We start from the raw sequence: 25,964 nt of genomic DNA on the forward strand, positions 1-25,964 counted from the left end.
CCTAGATGGAGAGGCCCTTGACGGTGTCCGACACCGAGTTGGCGTCCTCGATGATCTCCTGAATGACGCCGGCGATGATGTCGGCCTGGGCCTGGCCCGCCATCGCCTTGTCCGATACCACCGAGACGGTCTGGGTGATCCTCGAGGTGATGTCGGAGTTGAGCCGGATGACGGAGACTATCTCGCCGGTGGAGGTGGAGGTTCTGGCCGCCAGCTGGCGCACTTCATCGGCCACCACCGCAAACCCACGGCCCTGCTCGCCGGCGCGGGCCGCCTCGATGGCGGCGTTGAGCGCCAGCAGATTGGTCTGATCCGCGATGCTGCTGATGGTCGAGATGATGGACTCTATGCTTCTGGATTGCTGGTTGAGGTTCTCTATCTGCCGGCTGACTTCACTGACCGAGCTGTTGATGTGGGCCGAGGTTTCCAGCACCTTGTCGATCACCTCCCGTCCCCTGGCGGCGCTCAGCACCGTTTCTCCGGCGATGGCGCAGGCCTTCTGGGCCGCTTCGCGCACCGAGATGGACTTCTCCACCCGCTCGCTGATGTTGCTCGCCAGCTTGATGATTTTGATCACCTTGCCCTCATGGTTGAAGATGGGGTTGTAGGTGGCCTCCAGCCAGATCTTCTCGCCGTGGCGGCCACGGCGCATGAAGAGCCCGGACTGGATGGAGCCCGTCCCCAGATCCCGCCAGAAGTTGGGGTTCTGCTGATAGAAGGCCTCGTCACAGAACATGCGGTGGGACTGGCCCACCACCTCGTCCAGCCGGTAGCCGAAGCAGTGCAGGAAATTCTGGTTGGCGGTGATGACGGTACCATCGGGCTGGAAGTCGATGACGGCCAGGGATTTGTCCAGTGCCGCCAGCAGGGCCTGGGTGCGTTCCAGGGTGGATTGCTGCTCGGTGACGTTGGAGGCCACCTTGGCCACCTTGATCACCTTGCCATCGAGGAGGATCGGGAAGTAGCTGGCTTCGAGCCAGACCGCCTTGCCCGATTTGGCCTGCCGGATGAAACGGCCGTTGCGCGACTCCCCTCTGCGCAGATCCTGCCACAGCTGCTCATATTCGCGGGTTTTCACGTCCTCGGGAAAGCAGAGAGAACTGTGGTGCTTGCCGATCACCTCCTCCCGGGCATAGCCCACGATGGCGAGAAAACGATCGTTGACGAAGGTGACCACCCCTTCCGGGGTGAACTCGATATAGGGAACCCGTGACTGGATGGCCTGCTCAAAGGCGCCAAGTTCTGCGATCTGTGCCGCTTGTTCACTCTGTTCACTTTTACCCGTGCGATTCCAAAACATGGCGGAGCTCCTTGTTAAGACCCTGGTGAGGCCTTTCATGACAATACCCGACCGGCTGAATACTAGTACAGGTTGTTTGGTCGTCGCCTCAACCATCAGGGTTAATTGTTTGTTTTATCATTATCGATCTTGCCATGTTGACAAGCCGTGCAGAGGGGCGGGGAGGCCGGTCCTGCTCCGGCAGGCTGACGGCTGGCCCCTTGGGCGGCATTTGTCCCACGCTTTGCTCATTTTCCCTGCGATTCAACACATCAGAGCACCTTATCGCGGCAAGATGAGGTATCTTATGCCCCGATTTCATCCATTAAACGGATCCGAGACCCCATATGATCATCAAACCCAAGGTTCGCGGCTTTATCTGCACCACCACTCATCCGGTCGGTTGTGAAGCCAATGTTCGTCGCCAGATCGCTTATACCAAGGCCAAGGGCACCATCGAGAATGGTCCCAAGAAGGTGCTGGTGATCGGCGCTTCCACCGGTTATGGCCTGGCTTCCCGCATTGCCGCCGCCTTTGGCTCTGGCGCTGCCACCCTCGGTGTCTTCTTCGAAAAAGCCGGTAGCGAGACCAAGACTGCCACCGCCGGCTGGTACAACTCCGCTGCCTTCGACAAGGCCGCCAAAGAGGCGGGCCTCTACGCCAAGAGCATCAACGGCGATGCCTTCTCCAACGAATGCCGCGCCAAGGTGATCGAGCTCATCAAGCAGGATCTGGGTCAAATCGATCTGGTGGTCTACTCCCTGGCCTCACCGGTGCGCAAGCTGCCGGATACCGGCGAAGTGGTGCGCTCTGCCCTGAAGCCCATCGGCGAGGTCTACACCACCACCGCCATCGACACCAACAAGGATCAGATCATCACCGCCACCGTCGAGCCGGCGAACGAGGAAGAGATCCAGAACACCATCACCGTCATGGGCGGCCAGGACTGGGAACTGTGGATGGCTGCCCTGCGCGATGCAGGCGTGCTGGCCGACGGCGCCAAGTCCGTGGCCTACTCCTACATCGGCACCGACCTGACCTGGCCAATCTACTGGCACGGTACTCTGGGCCGTGCCAAGGAAGATCTGGATCGCGCCGCCGCCGCCATCCGTGGCGATCTGGCTGCCAAGGGCGGCACCGCCCACGTGGCCGTGCTGAAATCCGTGGTGACCCAGGCCTCCTCCGCCATTCCGGTGATGCCGCTCTATATCTCCATGGCCTTCAAGATCATGAAGGAGAAGGGCATTCACGAAGGCTGCATGGAGCAGGTGGACCGCATGATGCGCACCCGTCTCTACGCGTCCGACATGGCGCTGGACGATCAGGCTCGCATCCGCATGGATGACTGGGAACTGCGCGAAGACGTGCAGCAGACCTGCCGCGACCTGTGGCCGTCCATCACCAGCGAGAACCTCTCCGAACTGACCGACTACACCGGTTACAAGCAGGAGTTCCTGCGCCTGTTCGGTTTCGGGCTGGACGAAGTGGATTACGATGCGGATGTGAATCCGGACGTGAAATTCGATGTGGTCGAGCTCTGAGTCTGATCCAAGTGAAAACAGGGCCCCGCGGGGCCCTGTTTTTTTGGCAAAAATCCCGTTAAGTTGCGGAATTTTATTATCCGCGATCACCTTTTTCCCATATCAAACCCGCTAGTCTGGCGGTGATCGGATCACATGACGGCATTGCCGAGGTACGGAAGCTATGACCACTCCACATGAAGCGCCCAAAAAGCGCCAACTCCCCACTGTCTATACCCTGCTTTTCATCATCATCGCCCTGATGGCGGCCCTGACCTGGGTGCTGCCGGCGGGCAAATACAACTACGTGACGGCCAAGACCCAGCAGCCGATTGCGGCGGCGGCCGTGGCCGACTACAGCGGCGACGAGCGGCTGTTGCCGGTGCCCGGCAGCTACACCGAGCTCCCCTCCCAACCGCAGGGGGTATTCGATGTGCTCAAGGCGCCGATCCAGGGCTTTCACAAGGCGGCCGACGTGGCGCTGTTCGTGCTCATCATCGGCGGTTTTCTCGCGGTGACCATGCAGAGCGGGGCACTGGATGCCGGGGTGGGGGCCATAGTGCGCGGTTTTGCCGGGCGCGAGCGGCTGCTGATCCCGGTGCTGATCGCCCTGTTTGCCTTGGGCGGCTCCACCTTCGGCATGGCGGAGGAGACGGTGGCCTTCTGGGCACTGATCGTGCCGGTGATGATGGCGGCGGGCTTCGATCGCATGGTGGCGGCAGGGATCATCCTGCTTGGCTCCGGGGTCGGGGTGCTTGCCTCCACCGTCAACCCGTTTGCCACCGGCATCGCCTCCGGTTTTGCCGGTATCCCCATCGGTGAGGGGATTGGCCTTAGGGTTGTGCAGTGGCTGCTGCTGGTGATCTTCGCCTCCTGGTTCGTGATGCGCTACGCCAAGCAGGTGCAGCAGGACAAGTCCCGCTCCGTGCTGGCCGACATCGCCTATGACGACGAGTTCTCCCAGATGAAGAGCGGCAACCTCGCCTTCAGCGGCAAGCAGAAGCTCACCATGCTGGTCTTCTTCGGCACCTTCCTGCTGATGATCTATGCGGTGGTGCCCTGGTCGGATCTGGGTATCGATCTGCTGCCCACCCTGGGCTGGTGGTTCGACGAGCTCTCCACTCTGTTCTTCAGCGCCTCCATCCTGATCGCGCTGATCAACCGGATGCCGGAGTCCAACTACGTGGCGACCTTCCTGAGCGGCGCTCGGGACCTCATCGGGGTGGCGCTGGTGGTGGCGGTGGCACGCGGCATCTATGTGGTGATGGAGCATGGCGTCATCATCGATACCATACTGCACTGGGCCGAGGGGCTGGTGAGCGGGCTGTCGTCGTCGGTGTTCATCCTGATGGCCTATCTGGTGCACATCATCCTGAGCTTCTTCATTCCGTCCACCTCGGGGCTGGCGACCGTCTCCATGCCGCTGATGGGGCCGCTGGCGGACTTCTCCGGGATCTCGCGGGATCTGGTGATCACCGCCTATCAGTCCGCCTCCGGCTGGATCAACCTGTTCGCCCCCACCGCCGCCCATCTGGTGGCGGGGCTGGCGCTGGCCAAGATCCCCTACGATCGCTTCGTGCGCTGGGTGCTGCCCTTCATCATCGGGGTGGCCCTCATCACCATGGCGGTGCTGGTAGTCGGTGCCCTGCTGCACGGTTGATGGCGCGGATAGAAAACGACAGACAACAAAAAGGCTCCCGCGGGAGCCTTTTTCATGAGCCTTGCTTACTGCTTGTAGCCCTTGAGGAAGCGGGCGAGACGGCCGATGGCTTCTTCCAGCTCCTCTTCCCGGGGCAGGAACACCAGCCGGAAGTGATCCGGCGCCGGCCAGTTGAAGCCGGTGCCCTGCACCAGCAGCAATTTTTCTTGCTGCAGCAGGTCGAACACCATCTTCTGGTCGTCGCGGATGTCGTACACCTTGGGGTCGAGGCGCGGGAACATGTAGAGCGCCCCCTTGGGTTTGACGCAGGAGACGCCAGGGATGTCGTTGAGCAGCTCCCACGCCTTGTCGCGCTGGCGGCGCAGGCGGCCGCCCGGCAGGATCAGCTCGTTGATGCTCTGGTAGCCACCCAGGGCGGTCTGGATGGCGTGCTGCATCGGCACGTTGGCGCACAGCCGCATGGAGGCCAGCATCTCCAGTCCCTCGATGTAGCCCTTGGCACGGCCCTTGGGACCGGTGATGACCATCCAGCCCTGGCGGAAACCGCAGGCGCGGTAGGCCTTGGAGAGGCCGTTGAAGGTCACCACCATCACATCGTCGCACAGGGTGCAGACGCTGGTGTGGGAGATGTCATCGTAGAGGATCTTGTCGTAGATCTCGTCGGCAAAGATGATGAGGTTGTGCTGGCGGGCGATCTCGATCACCTCCAGCAGGAACTCGCTGCCGTAGACGGCGCCGGTCGGGTTGTTGGGGTTGATCAGCACCAGGCCGCGGGTGCGCGGGGTAATGCGGGCGCGGATGTCATCGAGATCCGGATACCAGTCGGCCCCTTCATCGCAACGGTAGTGCACCGCATGGCCGCCGGAGAGGGTCACTGCCGCCGTCCACAGCGGATAGTCGGGGGAGGGTACCAGCATCTCGTCGCCGTTGTTGAGCAGCGCCTGCATCGCCATCACGATGAGCTCGCTGGCACCGTTGCCGATGTAGATGTCGTCGATGTCGACCTTGCGCATCCCTTTTTGCTGGTAGTACTGCATCACCGCCTTGCGGGCCGAGAACAGCCCCTTGGAGTCGCAGTAGCCCTGGCTGAGCGGCATGTTGAGGATCACATCCTTGATGATCTCTTCAGGCGCATCGAAACCGAACGGGGCTGGGTTGCCGATGTTGAGCTTGATGATGCGGTGGCCTTCGTCTTCGAGACGGCGAGCTTCTTTATGCACCGGGCCGCGGATGTCATAGCAGACATCGTCGAGCTTGTGCGACTTGTCGATAGTGAACATGGTGACTGTGATTCCTTCCCCTGGGGGCGCGTTGGCGAAAAAGGCGTTTTTTAGTATCAAATTTCTTTTCCCCTATTCTTCACAGAATTGAATGCTAGAACAATCCTCTTTTTAGTAGAATTCCCTGATTTTTAGCCCTGAAACAGGGTTGCTAAAACGTTAAATTCAGCACGATCGTTTGTGGTAACCGAGTTTCACCAGTGAAAGATGAGGGGCTGATTAACAAAGCTACCCGACTGTGTTGAAATATTCACTCTCGCTGGCACGATTGGCTTGCGTGAAAAATGTCATTATTTTTGTCGGCGCCGGCCCAAAAAGCAGAGCATGTGGTCTGCGCGCCATGCTGGCGCCGCCCGGCGTCGATATCGAAGGAGTTCCCATGCAAGCCCCCGCAGTTGGTCGCTACCGCCATTTCAAGGGTGGGTATTATCAGGTGTTGACCCTGGCCCTGCACACTGAAACCGGGGAGCAGCTGGTGATCTACCAGAGCGAGCAGGATGGCGCCGTCTATGCCCGCCCGGTGGCCATGTTCATGGAGTGGATCGAGCATCAGGGAGACGTGGTGAGCCGTTTCACCCCGGTTGCCGGCTGAGGCTGACCATTGACCATGAAAAAAGGCGCCTGATGGCGCCTTTTTCACAACGTGAACTTACTGGTAGAGACCCAGGTTCTCTTTGGCATAGGCTTCGAAATCGGTGCAGCCACCGATGTGTTGCTCGTCCAGGAAGATTTGCGGCACGGTATTGACCGGCTTGCCGGCGCTCTTGGCCAGATCTTCCTTGGTGATGCCTTCGGCGTGGATGTCCACGTAGCGGAATTTGAAATCGTCACGCTGTTCAACCAGCTGCTCGGCGATCTGCTTGGCACGGACACAATAGGGGCAACCGGGACGACCAAAAATCACTGCAAACATGTTCTCTCTCCATTCATATGAGGCTGGGGACAGGATAGCCCCGCCTCGTGACTAGTCAAAGTGGAAATTGTCGATACGGCCGTTCGCCATCTTCGATAAGGCGCGCTTCGCCGGCCGTCATCGTCAATCACCGAGCGGTAGCTCAACCCTGATCGGCGATCTGGATCGGCTGCTGCTGATAGATGCTCTCCAGCACTCCCTTCTCGAACACGGTCCAGGGCCAGGCGGCCTTGCTGGCGCGGTAGCGCTCATGGGTCGCCGGATCCTGCGACAGGCCGCGCTGGAACATCACGAAGGCCTTGCGCTGGCCGCCGGAGGTGTCGATGAAGCCCACCAGGTTGGAGGTGCCGGTGATGGTGCCGGTCTTGGCGTGCACCTTGTTCTTCATCATGGGGGCGGTGACGCTGCGCCGCCAGGCCAGGGTGCCGTCCACCTGGGAGCTTGGTAGCAGCTTGATGAGGCCAAGCTCGGCATCATTTTTCTGGATGAAGTTCAGCACTGACAACATCTGGCGGGCGCTGATGAGATTGTGGGCGGAGAGGCCCGAGCCGTCGGCCAGGGTGGCGTTGCCCAGATCGATGCCGTTCTTGGTCAGGATGGCACGCACCGCCATGGTGCCGCTGCGATAGCTGCCCGGCTTGTTGTAGTAGTGGCGACCGACGGTCTTGAGGAAGGTATCGGCGTAGAGGTTGTCCGATTTCTTCAGCATCTTGGCGAGCATCACCGGCAATGATACCGAGTAGTGGGTGCCCAGCGTTTCGGCGTTGTCCGGCGACTTGTGGGTCACCCGCAGCAGGCCGTCATGCTTGATGCCGGCACGGTCCATGGCCCAGCGGATGTTGTCCCAGCCCCAGGCCTCCACGTCGTGGATGGCGAAGCGCAGCCCCTGCGGCTCCTTGTTCGGGGTGATACAACCCTTGAGTTCGTAGAAGTTGCCCTTGGCCATGTCCACTTCCAGTGCGCAGAACTGGCGCGCCATGTCGCCATAGCTCATCACCTCCACGTTGTCGGCACCGATGCCGATGGGCACGCCGGTAGCCACGTTGCCAACCGCCGGTTTGCCAATCTGGGTGGCGGTGATGGTGCCGTAGGCGCAGTTCTTGTCGATGATGACCGACGAGACCGGGGCGGCAAAGCAGAGAGTCTGATCCCCCCACGACCAGCCGTTGCCGCGCTCGTAGCCGTTGTAGGCGCCAGTGTTGACGTAGACGTTGCCCTTGATGCGGTTCACGCCGAGCTGCTTGAACAGGGCCAGCAGGTCCATGCGGGAGAGGGTAGGGTCGCCGACGAAGTTGATCCAGATGTCGCCATTGATGGCATCACCCTGCTTGGCGCCGGGTTGGGCCTGAATGTCGGTGGCAAAGCGGAAGTCGGCACCGAGCTCGAGACGGGCCGCCAGCGCGGTGAGTACCTTCATGGTGGAGGCGGGGGCAATCATCTGATCCGCATGGCGGGCAAATTCAACCCCGTTGTTACCCTGCACTATGATGGCGTACTGGCCCCCCTGGGGCGGGGTCAGCGGGGCGGCCTGGGCCGCCAGGGAAAAGAGAGCACAAAAACCAATCAACAGCCGCTGCATAACATCCTCTAAACGTGACGAAGGGGCTCGGCAGTGGTGCCGGCCCTGACAATTCAACCTTGTTTCACCCGCCGATGCGGGATCGGCCGTGGCAAAGCCATTCATACGATTTATGCCGGTCGCCACTGGCCATCACGCCAGCGAGTTGGCGGTGCGATAGCGACCCTCATAATCAAAAATCTTCTCTTTTATCTGCCAGAACCGCCCCGCTTTGCGGGCGATGACGAAATCGGGGTGGCGGAACTGGCTTTGGGCCGCCAGCACGCTCGCCAGGGTGGCAAACTCGGGTTCCAGACCCGGAGCGGGCCAATGATGACGCACAAAGACCTGTTGAAACAAGCGCCGTGCGCCCTCGGAGTGAAATCCGAAGTACTCATTGAGGGTGAGACCGTCCTCATCGTGATAAACCACCTCCAGCCGCTCCCCCTGTTTGCCACGCCCGGCACTCAGCGTCAAACCGGCGCAGCGAATGACCATGCAATCCTTGAGATTGAGCGCCTCCTTGAGCTTGTCGTCGGGATCCACCAGCAGCTGATCGCAGCTCTGGCAGCGGCGTGCGGCGATGTCGTTTTCGCTGCCGCAGGCGGGGCAGATCTTGGCGCGAAAGCGGTAGTCACACTCCTCGCGATGGCCCTCGTCATCTTCAAACAGCCCCTGACAGCGGCGACCGTAGTGCTCGATCACCTTGCCATCCTCGTCGGTCTTGCCCCAGAAGGTATTGGCAAAGCCACAGGCGGGGCAGGGTACCTGCACAGGCTCGGTACCGGCGTGGGGGCGAGGCTCCCCCACTTCGGGGGCGAACAGGTTGAAGTTGTTGCCGGCGTAGTCGAGCACCAGACAGTCCGTCTTGCCGGGCGAGAGGCGCAGGCCGCGACCCACGATCTGCTGGTAGAGCGACACCGACTCGGTGGGTCTGAGCATCACGATGAGATCGACGTGGGGGGCGTCGAAGCCGGTGGTGAGCACCGCCACGTTGACCAGAAACTTGAGCTCGCGTGCCTTGAAGGCGTTGATGAGGGCATCGCGCTCCGGCCCCGGCGTCTCGCCGGTGATGAGAGCGGCCTGCTGGCCTCTGGCGCCCAGCAGGCCATGAATTTCGCGGGCATGCTCGACGGTGGCGGCGAAGATCATCACCCCCTGCCGGTCGGCCGCATACTCCAGCACCTGGCTCAGGATATGGGGGGTGACCCGCTGCTGACGCTTGAGCTCGCCGTTGAGATCCGCCTCGCTGAACAGGCCGTTCTCCCGCGCCACCAGCTTGCTGAAGTCGTAGTGGACGATGGGGGCATCCACCAGCCTGGGCGGCGTCAGATAACCATTTTTGACCATGAATCGCAGCGGCAGCTCGAACACGCAGTCGCCAAACAGCCGCTCGCCGTGGCTCTTGACCATGCCGTGGTAGTGGCGCCGATAGATCCAGCCCAGCCCGAGCCGATAGGGGGTGGCGGTGAGACCGAGGATCTTGAGGGCTGGATTGGCGGCCTTGAGGTGGTCGATCACTTGATGGTATTGGCTGTCGTCATCGAGCGAGACCCGGTGGCACTCATCGATGATGAGCAGCGAAAACGCCCCGTCGAAGGCTGCCAGATTGCGCGCCACCGACTGCACCGAGCCAAACACCACCTGGGCGCTCGCCTCCTTGCGATCCAGCCCGGCGGCGAAGATGTCGGCCTTGAGCCCCCACGCCTCGTATTTGGCGTGGTTCTGCTCCACCAACTCCTTGACGTGGGCCAGCACCAGCACCCGGCCGCGCGCCTTGCGGGCCAGTTCGGCGATCACCAGACTCTTGCCGGCCCCGGTGGGCAGCACCACCACGGCGGGATCCGGGTGCTGACGAAAGTGGCTGATCACGGCGTTGACGGCGTCGGTCTGATAGGGTCTGAGAACGAACATGCAGGCTTGGTGGTATCGATATGGGGTGGTGCAGGATGGCGCCATTATAGGGATCTTGGCGCCAAAAAACAGCGGGCCGGCATGGTGCCGGCCCGCTGGCGATGACGTCTTCGCTTAGTGGAAGGGGAAGACGTAGTTCATCCAGCTGGCCATGCGCAGCAGCACCTTGCGCATCACCGAGACATGGTGGAAGTGCTTGGTGTAGATGGCTGCCTGGCCGCTGGCCCCGGCGATCACTTGATACTTGGGCCATTCGGGGTCGGTGATGGAGATGAGCACCGGCAGGCGGCCCGGCTGAACGGCACTGGCCTGATCCAGCAGGCCGGCGTTGGCCTGCACGTTGCCGGCGGCGATGGCCGGGATCACGGCGGTCACCTGGCCCTGGAAGATCTTGCCGGGGATGCCGTCGATCACCACTTCGGCCTCATCGCCCACCGCCAGGCGCTGCATGCTGTTCTGCCAGAACCAGCCCACATAGGCGGTCTCGTCCTTGTGAATGAAGGTCATCACCGGGCGATACATGAAGGGGGTGGCTATCATGCCGGGGCGCAGGGCCAGCTGCACCACGTGGCCGTCGCTCGGGGCATAGACCACGGTCTGTTCAACCTGATACCTGGCCTCGTCGAGCTGGGCCTGCAGATCTTCCAGCGTCGCCTGTTGCTGCTCGATCTGGGCCACGATGTCATCCACGTTGGCCTGGGTGACGTCGAGGTCGCGCTGCTTGCCGACGCCGCGGCGCATCAGGTCGCTGGCGCGATCCCGATCGAGCTTGGCGGAGCGCAGCCTGGCCTCGATGGACTTGAGGTGGTTGCGGTTGGATTCAACCCGCGCCGTCAGGCTGTCCGCCCTCAACTGGAAGGGGGCGGCATCCAGGCGAAACAGCACGTCGCCCTTCTTCACCGGCTGGTTGGCCTGTACCGGCACCTCGATGACCCGGCCCTTGACCAGCGGCACGATCGGGGTGGAGACATAGTAGTTGCGTGCCATCTCGGAGTAGGGATGGTTGTAGTTCATCAGCATGATCAGGGTGCCGATGAGCAGCACGCCACCCAGTGCGGCGGTGGGCACGGTCCACTTGTTGAGCGGGATACGGAAAATTTTGAAGATGGCCACGCAGACGGCCGTGTAGGTCAGGATCAGTAGCAGGTCCATGATTTATCCCTGTTGCTCGGTCTGTTCGATGGTATTGAGGCGGGCCTTGAGGTCGGCCAGCTCCTGTTTGAGCTGCTGGATATCCTCTTCATCCTGCTGCAGCCGCTGGTTGAAGCCCCAGCCCCGCTCGGGACGATAGAGGGTGGCCCAGATCCAGAGGAAGGGCCACAGCACGTGCAGGGTGAACAGACTGACCCAGCCGGCCACGTGAATGGCGTCCTGATGGGGGTGTTGACGATGTTTGGCTATTTCATAGGGAATGTCGTGAATGACGATGACCCCATAAAAAATGACCAAACCCACAAAAAAAAGCAGACCAAGAGCAAAATAATCGAGTGCCATTTACGCCTCCGCTGGCTTGACGCACCGCATTGTCATTGGGATCAGGGCTCTGCAAGGCAGTCAGCTACCTGATTTCCCTCCTGTCGGGCCCGAAATCTTAAGTTGTTTTGTTGTACTGAAGCTTAAGTGGTTTCCAAGTCGTCAAAACAGACGCTGATGTTGTTGGGGGCAAGTCCGTAAAGTCGTATCCATGACAAGGACTTACGCTGGGAGTATGGCATTGCTGAAGGGAAATGTTCAGCAAAAAAAGGAGCCTTAACGGCTCCTTTCTTGACATGGTTGGCGTGGATCAACTTTCGCTGGGCTTGTTGATCAGCGCAGGCCTGAATTTCACCAGGAAGGCCACCGTGACGATCAGGGTGCTGGCCAGTCCAATCATGGTGGAGACGCCCATCTCCAGCCCGAACCCGATGGGGGCGTTGGCCAGGTAGGTGAACACTACGGCGGTCATGAACATGGCGGGAATGGTGCAGACCCAGTGCAGCTTGCCCTCTTTGGCGAGGTAGGCCGCCGCCGCCCACAGCATCATCACCGCGGTGGTCTGGTTGGCCCAGCCGAAGTAGCGCCAGATCACCCCGAATTCGGCCTTGGAGATGATGAAACCGAGGATAAACATGGGGATGGCGATGAGCAGTCGCTTGGCCATGGGCTTCTGGGTCAGTTTCAGAAAGTCCGCGACGATGAGGCGGGCACTGCGAAACGCGGTGTCGCCGGAGGTGATGGGCAGGATCACCACGCCGAGGATGGCCAGGATGCCGCCGACGGTGCCGAGCAGGCTGGTGGAGACCTCGTGCACCACGGCAGAGGGGCCGCCGCTGGCCAGGGTGGCGTTGAGCGCCTCGGTGCTGTCGTAGAAGGAGAGACCCAGGGTGCACCAGATGAGGGCGATGATCCCTTCACCAATCATGGCGCCGTAGAAGATGAAGCGGCCGGAGCTCTCGTTTTGCATGCAGCGCGCCATCAGCGGTGACTGGGTGGCGTGAAAGCCCGACACGGCGCCGCAGGCGATGGTGATGAACAACAGCGGCCAGAGCGGCAGCTCGGTCGGGTGCAGGTTGGAGAAATCCATCCCGGTGTTGTAGAAGCCTTTGCCGGAGACGATGAGGCCGATGATGAGGCCGACCGACATGAACACCAGCAGGGCGCCGAAGATGGGGTAGAAACGGCCGATGATCTTGTCGATGGGGACGATGGTCGCCAGGATGTAGTAGGCGAAGATGGCCGCAATCCAGTAGACCAGATCGGTGGAGGTAAGGTTGGCCAGAAGGCCAGCCGGGCTCAGCACGAACACCACGCCCACCAGCATCAACAGCACCACGGCGAACAGGTTCATGAAGTGCTTGGCGGTGGTGCCGAGGTGTTCACCAACCACGGTCGGCACCGAGGCGCCCTTGGCGCGCACCGACAGCATGCCGGAGAAGTAGTCGTGCACCGCACCGGCGAAGATGCAGCCGAACACGATCCAGAGCATGGCGACCGGACCGTAGAGGGCGCCCAGAATGGGGCCGAAGATGGGGCCGACGCCGGCGATGTTGAGCAGCTGAACCAGATAGACCTTCTTGTCCGACATGGGGACATAGTCCACCCCGTCCGCCATGGTGATGGCGGGGGTTTTCAGCTCCGGCTTGGGGCCAAATATCCGCTCGATGAATTTGCCGTATACGAAATAGCCGGCTATTAACAAGCCGACACAGAGGAAGAACCAGATCATTGCTACGCTCCTGCTTTGTTATTGTTGGGGGTGCGCGGCCAGTGTAGGGGCTTGCTCTGTTGACGGCAGGTCAAACGGCATGAGCGGTCATATGGCGGTCCGAGCGGTCGGCGCTCGTGATCCGGCTCACATCGCGGGGCTTACTCCAGCCCCAGCATCTCCTTCAACTCCTTCAGGTAACGGCGGCTGACCGGCACCTGGGCGCCGCTCGGCGTCACTATCTCCGCCAGCTGGTTCTCCAGCAGCCGGATCTCGAAGATGGCGGCCGGGGCCACCAGGTACTGGCGGTGGCAGCGCAGCAGCGGGGTCTTCTCCTCCAGCGATTTGAGGGTGAGCTGGGTGTGAAACAGCTCGCCCTGGCTCGCCACGTGCACCCCGCCGAGATCGGAGAAGGCGTACTCCACCTGTTCGATGGGCAGCAGGCGTACCCGGTTGTGCAGGTAGCCCGGGATGTGGCGAATGGCGGGGGCGAGCGCCGTCATGGGCTGGGGGGTTAGATCTTGCCTGAGCCGCGCCAGCGTCTTGGCCAGACGCACCGGCTCCACCGGCTTGAGCAGGTAGTCGAAGGCGTTCTCCTCGAACGCCTGGATGGCGTACTCGTCAAAGGCGGTGACAAAGACGATGCGGGGCAGGGGATCGAGCATGGCCACCAGCTCCATGCCGCTGAGCTTGGGCATCTGGATGTCGAGAAACACTACGTCGGGTTTGAGCCGCTGAATAAGCGGCAGCGCCTCGATGGCGTTGGCGGCCGCGCCCAGCAGTTCGATATCGGGCTCGGCGGCCAGGTGCTGCATCAGCTCCTCGCGGGCGTAAAGCTCGTCATCGACGATGAGGGTGCGGATCATGGGGTTCTCCTGCGTGGTTGGGGTAGTGGGTGAAGATGAAGTGGGACGGCGGCTGGATCATGGCAGCTCCCTTGGCAGGGTGACGGAGACCCGGGTCCAGCAGTCGGGCTCGCAACTGACGCTCAGACCATAGCGGTTGCCGAAGGCGCTCTTGAGGCGCCGGTCCACCAGGGTCATGCCGAGCCCGTCGCCGGCCGGTTTCTCCTGCCAGGTGCCGGCATTGTCCTCCACGTGGATGGTGACCCGCTCTGCCGTCTGCTCGGTGTAGAGGCGAATGTGCCCCCGCTCCAGCAGGGTGGAAATGCCGTGCTTGATGGCGTTCTCGATGAGGGGCTGCAGGGTGAAGCTCGGCAGCTTGAGGTCGGCGAGGGCCGGCGGGATCTCGTTTTGCACCGTCAGTCGATCGCCAAAGCGGGCCAGCTCGATCTCCAGATAGGATTGGCAGTGCTCCTGCTCCTCCTGCAGGGTGGCCAGGCCGCTCTGGCGCTTGAGGTTCTTGCGAAAGAACAGGGAGAGGTGCAGCAGCAGTTGGCGCGCCCGCTCCGGTTCGCGCCGGGTGATGGCGCTGATGGTATTGAGGGTGTTGAACAGAAAGTGGGGATTGATCTGGGCCTGCACCAGCTTGAGCTCGGACTGTACCAGCAGTCGCTGCTGCTGCTCCAGCCGGCCGGTCAGCAACTGCTGGGAGAGCAGGTTGGCAATCCCTTCTCCCAGGGTGTGGTTGATCTTGAGGAACAGCCGCTTCTTGGGCTCATAGAGCTTGATGGTGCCGATCACCCCCTCGTCGCCGTGCAGCGGGATCACCAGCACCGAGCCGAGCTGGCACTGGGGCGAGATGCTGCAGCGGTAGGGTTGGCTGTTGCCGTCGGCAAACAGCACCTTGTTGCGGGCGATGGCCTGCATGGTGATGGCCGAGGTGATGGGGGTGCCAGGCTGATGGTGATCCTCGCCGATGCCGATGAAGGCGAGGATCTTGTCGGTATCTGTGATGGCGACGGCGCCCACCCCGGTCTCCTCCTGGATGATGCGAGCAATCTTGTGGCTGGCCTCGGGGGTGAAGCCCTGGCTCATGATGCCGACGGTGCGGTTGGCGATATTGAGCGCCTTGGCGGAGAAGACCCGGGAGAACTTCTCGTACATCTGCTGCTGATCGCGGATCATGCTGATGAAGAGCGCGGCGCCGCAGGAGTTGGCCAGGATCATGGGGGTGGCGATGGTGCGCACCAGCAGCAGGGATTTATCGAATGGCGTGGCCACCAGCAGGATGATCACCATCTGCATGATCTCGGCGTAGAGGGTGGTGAAGAAGGCGATGCGCGGCTCGAACAGCGCATCCATCTTGCCCGCCCGCATCAGCCGCCAGTGCACCAGCCCGCCCAGCAGCCCCTCGCAGGTGGTGGAGATGGCGCAGGCGAGATCGGTGAAGCCACCCAGGGTATAGCGGTGCAGGCCGCCGGTCAGCCCCACCAGAAAGCCCACCAGCGGGCCCCCCAGCAGCCCGCCCAGCACGGCGCCGACGGCGCGGGTATTGGCGATGGCGTCGTCGATGTCCAGCCCCACGTAGGTGCCGAGAATGCAGAAGCAGGAGAAGGTAATGTAGATGAGCACCTTGTGAGGCAGCCTGACCGAGTAGTTGGCCAGCGGACGCAGCAGCGGACTCTTGGAAAAGAGGTAGGCGATGACCAGGCTGACGCTCATCTGTTGAAGCAGGGAGAGGACCAACTGCATAAAAAACGTTCCTCAGAGTCCGTGCCGAAAAAAGCGGCAACCTTGAATAAATGTGATCAGGATCTTGTTCTGCGGGGCGCCAGGGCGGGATTGCGGCCGCAGTGTGCCAGAAACGTGAAATAAAACCATATTAAATCAGCATGTTAAATTGATATTTGTGTAATCGCCCAAGGGTTGATATTGCTGGATGGAGCATGAATGTATCCGCTGGATACGCCACACGGAGGTGGCATGCTCCGCCCAGCCCCTTGGCTGGGCGTTTTTTATCCATGGTGGATGGCGAACAATTTTGCGGGCAATCGAGTGATTATTCAGGTTTGTCCAATGAGTTATCCCCAGCTTCTGGGGATAACTCAGAAGGCAAAATAGTAACAGAAGCGTCGGGTCAGGTTGAAAAACAGCCGTTGCCCCTCATCCAGCTCTTCCTGCTTGATAAATGATTTGATGGTGCGTTCATCTTCCCGCAGGTCGATCATCGCCACCCCTTCCGGCCGCTGTGCCTTGATGTAAGGCAGCACCTTGGGCTTGAGCGGCATGGTGGGCTCGGTGGAGAGCACCAGCGCCACCGAGTCATCGGAGAGCATCACCAGCGAGCCGGGCGGATAGACCCCCAGCACCTTGATCAGCAGCTTGACCAGATCCTGATCGAATTTCTTCTGCGACAGCTTGTAGAGCTGGCTGATGGCCTGGCTCGGCGCCGCCGGCGTGGCGCTGTTGCGCGGGTGCAGCAGCTCGTCATAGTAATCCACCAGCCCGATGATCCGCGCCAGCGGCGGGATCTCCCCCCCCTTGATGCCAAGGGGAAAGCCGCTGCCGTCGAGGCGCTCGTGATGCAGATGGGCCACCTGGCGGATCTTGGGCTCGAAGGCCTGCAACTGGGTCAGCATCTCCAGCCCGTACTGGGGGTGCATGTTGAGGAAGTTTTGCTCCGACTTGTTGAGCTCCCCCCGTTTCTGGGTGATCTGGGTCGGGATCTTCAGCTCGCCGATGTCGTGCACCAGGCCGGCCAGCCCGGTCTCTTCGATTTCAATGGGGTTCATGCCGAGCTCGCGGGCCATCAACATGGCGATGAAGGCCACGTTCAGGCTGTGCTGCAGCAGGATGTCGGTGTGCGGGCTGCGAATGAGGTGTAGGCCGAGCGGGCCTTCGTGGGCACTGATGCGGGCGGCAGCGTTGCGCACTATCTGCGCCGTGTTGGCGAGCCCTTCGTCCGGCTTGAGGTTGAGGGCCCCCAGTGCATCGCGCAGTTCGGACATGGATTGGCCGAAGGCCTTGTCGGCGGCGCGCAGGGAGCGGCGAAAGGCTTTCTCATCAAACGGGGCAGGGCCGCTCTCCACCAGCTCTTCGATGATCGACAGGTCAGGCCCGGCGGAAGGAATGTCACCGCGCAAGATGGGTTCGATAGGCAGATCGCTCTTGTCGGGATCCACCATCAGCAGGCTGAGATCGAGATGGCGAATGATGTCGAGTTGCTGCTGATCCTTGATCTTGAATGCATTGAACATAAAAGGGTGGTTGGTCCATCCCGTGGGGAGATGGATGTAGTGGCCTACCCGCAACTGCTCGATGGAGGCTTGTATCAGCGCCATACGCTAGCTCGCATTTCATGAATGCCTATGAACAAGCTAGCAAAATTAAGCAGATAGACAAACAAAAAAGCCCGCGCATGTGCGCGGGCTCTCGAGTCGGTTCAGCTTATCAGGCTTTGGACTTCTTCTTGCCTTCAACCTTGGCTTCTACCTTGGCCGCTACCTGAGCGTCTTCGGTGAAGGGACGGCCGTAGTAGGTGTCCAGCAGGATGGCTTTCAGCTCGCTGATCAGCGGGTAGCGCGGGTTGGCGCCGGTGCACTGGTCATCGAAGGCCTCCACGGCCAGCTGGTCAACCTTGGCCAGGAAGTCCGCTTCAGACACGCCGGCTTCACGGATGGAGGCCGGGATACCCAGAGTGGCTTTCAGCTCGTCCAGCCATACCAGCAGCTTCTCGATCTTGGCGGCGGTACGGTCACCGGCTGCAGTCAGACCCAGGTGGTCGGCCACTTCGGCGTAGCGACGGCGAGCCTGCGGACGGTCGTACTGGGAGAACGCAGTCTGCTTGGTCGGGTTGTCGTTGGCGTTGTAGCGGATCACGTTGCTGATCAGCAGGGCGTTGGCCAGACCGTGCGGAATGTGGAACTCGGCACCCAGTTTGTGAGCCATGGAGTGGCACACACCCAGGAAGGCGTTGGCGAACGCGATACCGGCGATGGTGGCGGCGTTGTGCACCTTCTCGCGAGCAACCGGGTCGTTGGCACCGTTCTGGTAGCTGGACGGCAGGTACTCTTTGAGCAGTTTCAGGGCTTGCAGCGCCTGACCGTCGGAGTACTCGTTGGCCAGTACGGAAACGTAGGCTTCCATGGCGTGAGTCACGGCATCGATACCGCCGAAGGCGCACAGGGATTTGGGCATGCCCATGACCAGGTTGGCGTCGACGATGGCCATGTTCGGGGTCAGCTCGTAGTCGGCCAGCGGGTATTTCATGCCGGTGGCGTCGTCGGTCACGACCGCGAACGGGGTCACTTCAGAACCGGTACCGGAAGTGGTGGTGATACAGACCAGTTCGGCCTTCACGCCCATTTTCGGGAACTTGTAGATACGCTTGCGGATGTCCATGAAGCGCATGGCCAAGTCTTCGAACGCGGTTTCCGGGTGCTCGTACATCACCCACATGATCTTGGCCGCATCCATCGGTGAACCACCGCCCAGCGCGACGATCACGTCCGGCTTGAAGGAGTGGGCCATCTCGGCGCCTTTGCGTACCACGGACAGGGTCGGGTCGGCTTCTACTTCGTAGAACACTTCCACTTCCATCTTCAGGCCCTTGAGCAGACGAACCACTTCGTCGGCGTAGCCGTTGTTGAACAGGAAGCGGTCGGTCACGACCAGTGCGCGTTTTTTACCTTCCAGGTCGCCCAGGGCGATCGGCAGGGAACCACGACGGAAGTAGATGGATTTCGGAAGTTTGTGCCACAGCATATTTTCTGCCCGTTTTGCGACTGTCTTCTTGTTGATCAGGTGCTTGGGACCCACGTTTTCGGAGATGGAGTTACCACCCCAGGAACCGCAACCCAGCGTCAAGGACGGTGCGATGGCAAAGTTGTACAGGTCACCGATACCACCCTGAGTGGTCGGGGTGTTGATCAGGATACGGGCGGTCTTCATCTTGTCGCCGAAGTACTTGATGCGGTCGGCGTTGCGATCCTGGTCGGTGTACAGACCGGAGGTGTGGCCGATACCACCGAGGTTGACCATGGTGCAGGCCATTTCGACGGCTTCTTCGAAGTTCTTGGCGCGGAACATACCCAGGGTCGGGGAGAGCTTCTCGTGAGCGAACTCTTCCTCTTCACACACTTCCAGACCTTCACCGATGAGGATCTTGGTGGTGGGGGGCACGGTCACACCGGACATTTCGGCGATCTTGGTGGCTGGCTGGCCCACGATGTTGGCGTTCATGGCACCGTTGATCAGGATGACCTTGCGGACCTTGTCAGCTTCTTCTTTGGTCAGCACATAACCGTTGTGAGTCGCGAAACGCTCTTTCACCTGGTCATAGATGGAGTCAACCACGATGACGGCTTGCTCGGAGGCACAGACCACACCGTTGTCGAAGGTTTTGGACATCAGGATGGAGGCGACGGCGCGCTTCACATCGGCAGTTTCGTCGATGACAACAGGCACGTTACCGGCACCCACACCGATGGCAGGTTTGCCAGAGGAGTAAGCGGCTTTCACCATGCCCGGGCCACCGGTGGCCAGGATCAGGTTGATGTCGTTGTGCTTCATCAGGGCGTTGGAGAGTTCAACGGTCGGTTGATCGATCCAGCCGATGATGTCTTTCGGTGCACCAGCGGCAATGGCTGCATCCAGTACCAGCTTGGCAGCGGTATTGGTGGAGTTCTTCGCACGGGGGTGCGGGGAGAAGATGATGGCGTTGCGGGTCTTCAGGGAGATCAGGGATTTGAAGATCGCAGTGGAAGTCGGGTTGGTGGTCGGTACGATACCGCAGATGATACCTACCGGCTCGGCGATGGTGATGGTACCCATCTCGTCATCTTCACTGAGGATGCCGCAGGTCTTCTCTTCTTTGTACTTGTTGTAGATGTATTCGGAGGCGAAGTGGTTCTTGATAACCTTGTCTTCGATGATACCCATACCGGATTCTTCCACGGCCATCTGGGCCAGGGGGATACGGGCATTGCTGGCGGCCAGGGCGGCGGCACGGAAGATCTTGTCTACCTGCTCTTGCGAGAAGCTGGCGAATTCACGCTGTGCTTCTTTGACGCGGGCGACCAGTGCATCCAGTTCAGCCATATTGGTTACTGCCATGTTTATCTCCTGATGATTTGAAAACTGTTTAGTAAGACGTTGGCAATGCCCGGCAATTATAGATGCCCTGTCAAGAACAGAATCACCACAACGGGGTATTTACATGCCTTACTAAATCGCTTTCTGAGTCGATTATAGAGCGGGGCTGACTCAGAAAAACTTGATCTGGATCATGTGTAACAAAAGAACAAAAGAAATTTTGTTTCACAATACATGTTTGCCAGATGTTGCGCAGTTGTTGAGTGGGCCAGAAGCGGGATGAATGGGGCGTGAACAGGGGCTCACGCACCATTTTTCAAGCAGTTAGCACGATTACGTCCCAGTGTCCCCGGTGCGGACCCTGGGGCTGTATGGGGGCGGCATTGTGATAGAAACGGCGATCATCCAGGATCAGATACTCGCCAGCGTTTAATTGTTGTTGAAAAAATGGTTGTTCTTTTAATCCATGATAGAGCTGCAAGGCGCCGCCGCTGACCCCGTCACTGCCACAAAAGAACACCCCGATGAAATCAAAGCCGTCCTGATGCACGCCTTCCGGGGCGGGCGGCACGCTTTCACCTTCGCCGGTGACGATGCGCATCTGGTGAATGCCGATGGCCTGGCCATCCGCCAGCCGGGTATGGCGGGCAAAGCGGGCCAGCATCAGCTGGAAGGTGGGGTGGGCGACGAAGGCGGGATCCAGCTCGGCATAGGTTCTGGGCACGTCCCCCAGGAACTTGTTGATGGCGGCCGCCTGGAAGAAGACGCCGTTGTCGAGGGGATAAAAGCGGCTGCCCTCTTTTTCAACCCGGCCGTAACGGCGTTCGCGAAAGCGGCCCTGGATATAGGGATCAACCGGCAGCCGGTCGAAGAAGCCCTGCAGCGGGTCGACACTGCCTGCGGGCAGTGAATCCAGATGCCATTGCAACTTGATGTCCGTATCAATCATTACAAAATCCTTTTTTACGAAGATGAAATGTTGCGCCAAAACTCCGTGGCCGCATAAAACTCGAAGTGATTTTATCAGAGTGTTAAATGGCGACAATCTTTATTAACAACTCGATATGTTGAATTTCGTCGTGACATTAGAGGAACTAACTGAAAAGCCACGGAAAGGGTGAGATTATTTGATTGGTGAAGGTTTCGGCCATGGTGTAAATTTACGCACGGTTTATCGGGGTGGCCCGCAGGGCCTCGTTCTACTTCTGGATGGCGCCTATGGCAGCAATTGACGTCTCTTTATATCTGAAGTTTTTCATCGGTTTGTTCGCGATCATCAACCCGCTCGGCCTGTTGCCGGTGTTTGTCAGCCTGACCAGCCATCAAACGCCGGAAGAGCGGATGAAGACCAACACCACCGCCAACATTGCGGTGATGATCATCCTGCTGGTCTCCATGTACATGGGGCAGCTGATCCTCGATGGTTTCGGCATCTCGCTGGCGTCGTTTCGCATTGCCGGCGGCTCGCTCATCACCCTGATCGCCTGGTCCATGCTGCAGGGCAAGCTGGGGGAGGTGAAGCACAACAAGCAGGAGAAAGGGGAGCTCGCCGCGCGGGAATCTGTCGCTGTGGTGCCGCTGGCGCTGCCGCTGATGGCCGGCCCCGGCGCCATCTCTTCCTCTATTGTCTATGCCAGCCAGAGCACCTGGTCCCAGATGCTGGGGATGTCGGTGGTGGTGATGGTGTTTGCCTTCTGCTCCTGGCTCATCTTCCGCGCCGCCCCCCTGCTGTTCAAGGTGATGGGCAACACCGGCATCAACGTGGTCACCCGGATCATGGGTCTCATCATGATGTCGCTTGGCATCGAGATCATGGTGGCGGGGATCAAGGGGGTCTTCCCCGGATTGATGTGATTCAGGTCTGTTTTGTTGGAGCCGGTCCTCGTGACCGGCTTTTTATTGTTTCTTTTTTGTTGGTCATTTCCTAGAATCGAGCGGGTTTGTATAAAAAACGTCCATCACGCGATATTTAAATTCTGAATAATTGGTTAAAAGCTGCTTTTTTGACCATGAAGTCCAGCCCTGCCTGACAATATCTATTGCATTATCAGAAATGTCAGGGAATTATGCTGGCAGCGGGGTACTTATCCCGTTGATGGAAAATTGCATGGAATGTTCTTGTGGAGTATGGAAATGACTCATAAAAAAACAATGATTAATACCCTCTTGGTGGCAGCACTGTTCGGCGGTGTCAACGCGGCACAAGCCGCCGATGTTCCCGCAGGTACCAAACTGGCTGACGTTCAGCAGCTGGTAAAAGGCAATGGCTCCGAGCCTGCCACTCTCGACCCGCACAAAACCGAAGGAACGGTTGAATCCAATATTCTGCGTGACCTGTTCGAAGGTCTCGTTGCCTCCGGCCCCAAAGGGGAAGTGCTTCCCGCCATGGCCGAGTCCTGGGAAACCAAGGACAACAAACACTTCGTGTTCCACCTGCGCAAAGATGCCAAGTGGTCCAACGGGGATCCCGTGACAGCCCACGATTTCGAGTTCGCCTTCAAGCGGGCCGTGGATCCCAAGACGGCGTCTCCCTACTCCTGGTATCTGGAGATCCCGACCATCGTCAATGCCAGCGAGATCATCGCCGGCAAGAAAGCGGCCGACACCCTGGGCGTGAAGGCAGTGGACGACTACACCTTCGAGGTGCAGCTGGAGAAGGCGGTGCCTTACTTCGTCAGCATGCTCTCCCACACCACCACCTACCCGGTGCCGAAGAAGGTGATCGAGAAGTTCGGTGACAAGTGGACCCAGCCCGGCAACATGGTATCCAACGGTGCCTATGTGCTGAAGGATTGGGTGGTCAACGAACGCGTCGACGTCGAGCGCAACCCGAACTACTGGAACAACGCCAAGACCGTCATCAACAAGGTGACCTATCTGCCGATTCAGTCCACCAACGCCGAGCTGAACCGCTATCTGGCCGGCGAAGTGGATCTCACCTACAACATGCCCATCGAGCGCTTCAAGCAGATGAAGAAGGAGCTGCCGAACGAGGTGAAGGTGAGCGGCTATGTCGGTACCTACTACTACCAGTACAACTTCAAGCACAAGCCGTTTGATGACGTGCGGGTGCGTACCGCCCTCTCTTATGCCATCGACCGCAACGTGATCGCCGACAAGGTGATGGGCAAGGGCGAGACTCCGGGCTACACCCTGGTGCCTGATTTCGTGGACGGCTTCAAGCCGGTGGCGCCGGCCTGGTCCAAGCTGACCCAGGCAGAGCGTGATGCCAAGGCGAAAGAGCTGCTGACCGAAGCCGGTTTCGGCCCGGGCAAGCCGCTCAAGTTCGAGCTGCTCTACAACACCGACGACAACCACAAGAAAGTGGCGGTTGCCGTGGCTTCCATGTGGAAGAAGCTGGGCGTGCAGGTGAGCCTGGTCAACCAGGAATGGAAAACCTACCTGGAAACCAAGAAGCAGGGTCAGTTTGACGTGGGTCGTGCCGGCTGGATCGCCGACTACAACGAAGCCTCTTCCATGCTGGATCTGATGCAGACCACGCACGGCAACAACGACGGCAAATACTCCAATCCGGCGTTTGACAAGCTGATGAACGAGTCTCGCAATCAGGTGGATGCCGATGCCCGCAACAAGCTCTATGTGCAGGCTGAAGAGATCCTGGCCAAGGACATGCCGATCGCTCCCATCTATCAGTACGTGACCTCCCGCATGGTCAAGTCCTACGTGGGCGGCTACCCGGCCAACCCGCTGGACAACCTCTACAGCAAAGACATGTACATCATTGCTCACTGAGTAAAGTAACACGTCGCATAACAAAGCAGGCCCGCCGGATGGCGGGCCTTTATTACAACCGCGACCCTTTGGAAGCAGTACAGGACAGGAATTGTCTATGTTGAAATTCATTTTTAAACGTCTACTGGAAGCGATCCCGACTCTGCTGGTCTTGATCACCGTCTCCTTCTTCATGATGCGTTTCGCGCCGGGCAACCCCTTCACCAGCGAACGCTCCCTGCCGCCGGAAGTTCTGGCCAACATCGAAGCCAAATATGGCCTCGACAAGCCCATCGGCGTGCAATACCTCACCTATCTGGGCAACTTGGTGCAGGGCGACCTCGGTCCCTCCTTCAAATACAAGGACTTCACCGTCAACGATCTGGTGAGCCAGGCGCTGCCGGTATCGGCCAAGATTGGTTCTTTTGCCTTTCTGTTCGCGGTGACACTGGGGGTCACCTTCGGCACCATTGCCGCCTTGAAACAGAATACCGTCATCGACTACCTGTTGATGTCGTCGGCCATGGCCGGGGTGGTGATCCCGGGCTTTGTGCTGGCGCCCTTGCTGGTGTTGCTGTTCAGTATCCATCTCGGTTGGTTCCCGGCCGGTGGCTGGCAGGGCGGCGGGGTGCAATTCATGGTGCTGCCGGTGTTCGGCATGATGATGTACTACATCTCCGCCATCTCGCGGATCATGCGGGGCAGCATGATCGAGACCATGAACTCCAACTTCATCCGTACCGCCCGCGCCAAGGGCTTGCCGTTGCGCCATATCATCCTGAAACACGCGTTGCGTCCGGCCATGCTGCCGGTGGTCTCTTACCTTGGCCCGGCCTTTGTCGGCATCATCACGGGTTCCGTGGTGATCGAAACCATCTTCGGCCTGCCGGGGATTGGCCAGCTGTTCGTCAACGGTGCCCTCAACCGTGATTACTCCATGGTGCTCGGTCTGACCATTCTGGTCGGTGCCCTCACCATCACCTTTAACGCCGTGGTCGATATTCTCTATGCCTTTATCGATCCCAAGATCCGTTACTAAGTCGGGAGTACATCATGGTTGTCACAACTGAAAAACGCGAAGCCGTCGAGGCGTTCGCCCAGCAAGTGGAAGTGGTGGAAGGACGCTCCCTGTGGAAGGATGCCCGTCGCCGTTTCCTGCGCAACAAGGCCGCGCTCACCAGCCTCATCATCCTGACCATCATCGGTCTGGCGGTGATCGCGGGACCGCATCTGTCCCAATACACCTTCGACGATCCTGACTGGGGCGCCATGCAGGCGGCTCCGGACATGGAAACCGGCCACTGGTTTGGCACCGACAGCCTGGGGCGCGATCTGTTCGTGCGTACCCTGCTTGGCGGGCGCATCTCGCTGATGGTCGGCATCATGGGGGCCATGGTGGCCGTTATCATCGGCACCCTCTACGGCGCGGCCTCCGGCTTCATCGGCGGTCGGGTCGACAGCCTGATGATGCGGGTGCTTGAGATCCTCAACGCCTTCCCCTTCATGTTCTTCGTGATCATGCTGGTGACCTTCTTCGGCCGCAACCTGGCGCTCATCTTCATCGCCATCGGCGCGGTGAGCTGGCTCGACATGGCGCGGATCGTGCGAGGCCAGACCCTGAGCCTCAAGAGCAAGGAGTTCATCGAGGCGGCTCACGTCTGCGGCGTCTCCAAGTGGAAGATCATCACCCGTCACATCGTGCCGAACGTGCTGGGTATCGTGGCGGTCTACGCCACCCTGCTGGTGCCGGGCATGATCATGTTCGAATCCTTCCTGAGCTTCCTGGGGCTGGGCGTACAAGAGCCCATGACCAGCTGGGGTGCTCTGCTGGATGAAGGCTCCAAGTCGATGGAAGTGGCCATCTGGCAACTCCTGTTCCCCGCCGGTTTCATGGTGGTGACCCTGTTTTGCTTCAACTTCCTCGGGGATGGTCTGCGTGACGCCCTCGATCCGAAGGATCGCTGAGAAAGCGGCGAAAGATCGCTGACA

At 59.9% G+C, this 25,964-nt stretch carries 20 protein-coding genes and 1 pseudogene; 7 read left to right on the forward strand and 14 right to left on the reverse strand.

Going from position 1 to position 25,964, the window contains the following annotated elements; all coding sequences use genetic code 11:
• Window position 1: 1 nt before the first annotated feature.
• On the reverse strand, window positions 2–535 hold the full coding sequence (locus OKC29_RS23045) for a methyl-accepting chemotaxis protein (RefSeq protein WP_256821952.1): 534 nt from the start codon (window positions 533–535) through the stop codon (window positions 2–4).
• 6 nt (window positions 536–541) lie between these two features.
• Window positions 542–1,396, reverse strand: a pseudogene (locus OKC29_RS23050) (PAS domain-containing protein); the annotation flags it as partial.
• A 230-nt stretch (window positions 1,397–1,626) separates the two neighbouring features.
• On the opposite strand from OKC29_RS23050, the gene fabV reads away from it, so the two are divergent.
• Window positions 1,627–2,820 (forward strand): enoyl-ACP reductase FabV, encoded by a 1,194-nt coding sequence (gene fabV / locus OKC29_RS08635; protein ID WP_073350690.1) that lies wholly within the window; start codon window positions 1,627–1,629, stop codon window positions 2,818–2,820.
• Between the two features lie 163 nt (window positions 2,821–2,983).
• Window positions 2,984–4,459, forward strand: a complete 1,476-nt coding sequence (locus OKC29_RS08640; protein ID WP_073350688.1) for a YfcC family protein — start codon at window positions 2,984–2,986, stop codon at window positions 4,457–4,459.
• A 65-nt stretch (window positions 4,460–4,524) separates the two neighbouring features.
• Here OKC29_RS08640 and OKC29_RS08645 read toward each other — a convergent pair whose 3' ends face one another.
• The gene (locus OKC29_RS08645; protein ID WP_011706443.1) at window positions 4,525–5,739 is read right to left on the reverse strand and encodes a pyridoxal phosphate-dependent aminotransferase; all 1,215 of its coding nucleotides are present in this window, start codon (window positions 5,737–5,739) and stop codon (window positions 4,525–4,527) included.
• A 379-nt stretch (window positions 5,740–6,118) separates the two neighbouring features.
• Between OKC29_RS08645 and OKC29_RS08650 the strand changes: the two genes are divergently transcribed.
• Complete coding sequence (locus OKC29_RS08650) at window positions 6,119–6,331, forward strand: DUF1653 domain-containing protein (protein WP_017408079.1); 213 nt, start codon at window positions 6,119–6,121, stop codon at window positions 6,329–6,331.
• A gap of 57 nt (window positions 6,332–6,388) precedes the next feature.
• Here the strand turns inward: OKC29_RS08650 and OKC29_RS08655 are convergent, their stop codons facing one another.
• The 11 genes from OKC29_RS08655 to OKC29_RS08705 all read right to left on the reverse strand — a co-directional run bounded on the left by OKC29_RS08655 (window position 6,389) and on the right by OKC29_RS08705 (window position 21,192).
• On the reverse strand, window positions 6,389–6,652 hold the full coding sequence (locus tag OKC29_RS08655) for a GrxA family glutaredoxin (RefSeq protein WP_010633640.1): 264 nt from the start codon (window positions 6,650–6,652) through the stop codon (window positions 6,389–6,391).
• 142 nt (window positions 6,653–6,794) lie between these two features.
• Complete coding sequence (gene dacB, locus OKC29_RS08660; protein ID WP_073350685.1) at window positions 6,795–8,231, reverse strand: D-alanyl-D-alanine carboxypeptidase/D-alanyl-D-alanine endopeptidase; 1,437 nt, start codon at window positions 8,229–8,231, stop codon at window positions 6,795–6,797.
• A gap of 132 nt (window positions 8,232–8,363) precedes the next feature.
• Window positions 8,364–10,124, reverse strand: coding sequence for a DEAD/DEAH box helicase (locus tag OKC29_RS08665; protein ID WP_073352486.1), 1,761 nt, complete (start codon window positions 10,122–10,124; stop codon window positions 8,364–8,366).
• A 114-nt stretch (window positions 10,125–10,238) separates the two neighbouring features.
• Window positions 10,239–11,276 (reverse strand): HlyD family secretion protein, encoded by a 1,038-nt coding sequence (locus OKC29_RS08670; RefSeq protein ID WP_011706439.1) that lies wholly within the window; start codon window positions 11,274–11,276, stop codon window positions 10,239–10,241.
• A 3-nt stretch (window positions 11,277–11,279) separates the two neighbouring features.
• Entirely contained in the window at window positions 11,280–11,618 is a 339-nt protein-coding gene (locus tag OKC29_RS08675) for a DUF3302 domain-containing protein (RefSeq protein ID WP_043167400.1), read from the reverse strand.
• Between the two features lie 289 nt (window positions 11,619–11,907).
• A complete protein-coding gene (locus OKC29_RS08680; protein ID WP_039214540.1) occupies window positions 11,908–13,329 on the reverse strand; it encodes a carbon starvation CstA family protein in 1,422 nt (473 codons plus the stop codon).
• Window positions 13,330–13,469: 140 nt separating this feature from the next.
• Window positions 13,470–14,174, reverse strand: coding sequence for a two-component system response regulator BtsR (gene btsR / locus OKC29_RS08685; protein WP_073350683.1), 705 nt, complete (start codon window positions 14,172–14,174; stop codon window positions 13,470–13,472).
• A 57-nt stretch (window positions 14,175–14,231) separates the two neighbouring features.
• Entirely contained in the window at window positions 14,232–15,902 is a 1,671-nt protein-coding gene (locus tag OKC29_RS08690) for a sensor histidine kinase (protein WP_045789525.1), read from the reverse strand.
• Between the two features lie 353 nt (window positions 15,903–16,255).
• Window positions 16,256–17,491, reverse strand: a complete 1,236-nt coding sequence (locus tag OKC29_RS08695; RefSeq protein WP_011706434.1) for an HD-GYP domain-containing protein — start codon at window positions 17,489–17,491, stop codon at window positions 16,256–16,258.
• Window positions 17,492–17,600: 109 nt separating this feature from the next.
• On the reverse strand, window positions 17,601–20,264 hold the full coding sequence (gene adhE / locus OKC29_RS08700) for a bifunctional acetaldehyde-CoA/alcohol dehydrogenase (RefSeq protein ID WP_016351087.1): 2,664 nt from the start codon (window positions 20,262–20,264) through the stop codon (window positions 17,601–17,603).
• 295 nt (window positions 20,265–20,559) lie between these two features.
• Window positions 20,560–21,192 (reverse strand): 2OG-Fe dioxygenase family protein, encoded by a 633-nt coding sequence (locus OKC29_RS08705; RefSeq protein ID WP_162275717.1) that lies wholly within the window; start codon window positions 21,190–21,192, stop codon window positions 20,560–20,562.
• Window positions 21,193–21,461: 269 nt separating this feature from the next.
• Here OKC29_RS08705 and OKC29_RS08710 point away from each other — a divergent pair, with 269 nt between their 5' ends.
• The 4 genes from OKC29_RS08710 (at window position 21,462) to oppC (ending at window position 25,940) form a co-directional block, all read left to right on the forward strand.
• On the forward strand, window positions 21,462–22,097 hold the full coding sequence (locus OKC29_RS08710; RefSeq protein WP_016351085.1) for a YchE family NAAT transporter: 636 nt from the start codon (window positions 21,462–21,464) through the stop codon (window positions 22,095–22,097).
• A gap of 279 nt (window positions 22,098–22,376) precedes the next feature.
• Entirely contained in the window at window positions 22,377–23,996 is a 1,620-nt protein-coding gene (locus tag OKC29_RS08715; RefSeq protein ID WP_011706430.1) for an ABC transporter substrate-binding protein, read from the forward strand.
• Window positions 23,997–24,093: 97 nt separating this feature from the next.
• Window positions 24,094–25,014, forward strand: coding sequence for an oligopeptide ABC transporter permease OppB (oppB, locus tag OKC29_RS08720; RefSeq protein ID WP_011706429.1), 921 nt, complete (start codon window positions 24,094–24,096; stop codon window positions 25,012–25,014).
• A 14-nt stretch (window positions 25,015–25,028) separates the two neighbouring features.
• Window positions 25,029–25,940 (forward strand): oligopeptide ABC transporter permease OppC, encoded by a 912-nt coding sequence (gene oppC / locus OKC29_RS08725; protein ID WP_073350679.1) that lies wholly within the window; start codon window positions 25,029–25,031, stop codon window positions 25,938–25,940.
• The last annotated feature ends 24 nt before the right edge of the window (window positions 25,941–25,964 follow it).

This window comes from Aeromonas sp. QDB34 (assembly GCF_027705405.1).
GTDB lineage: Bacteria > Pseudomonadota > Gammaproteobacteria > Enterobacterales > Aeromonadaceae > Aeromonas > Aeromonas hydrophila.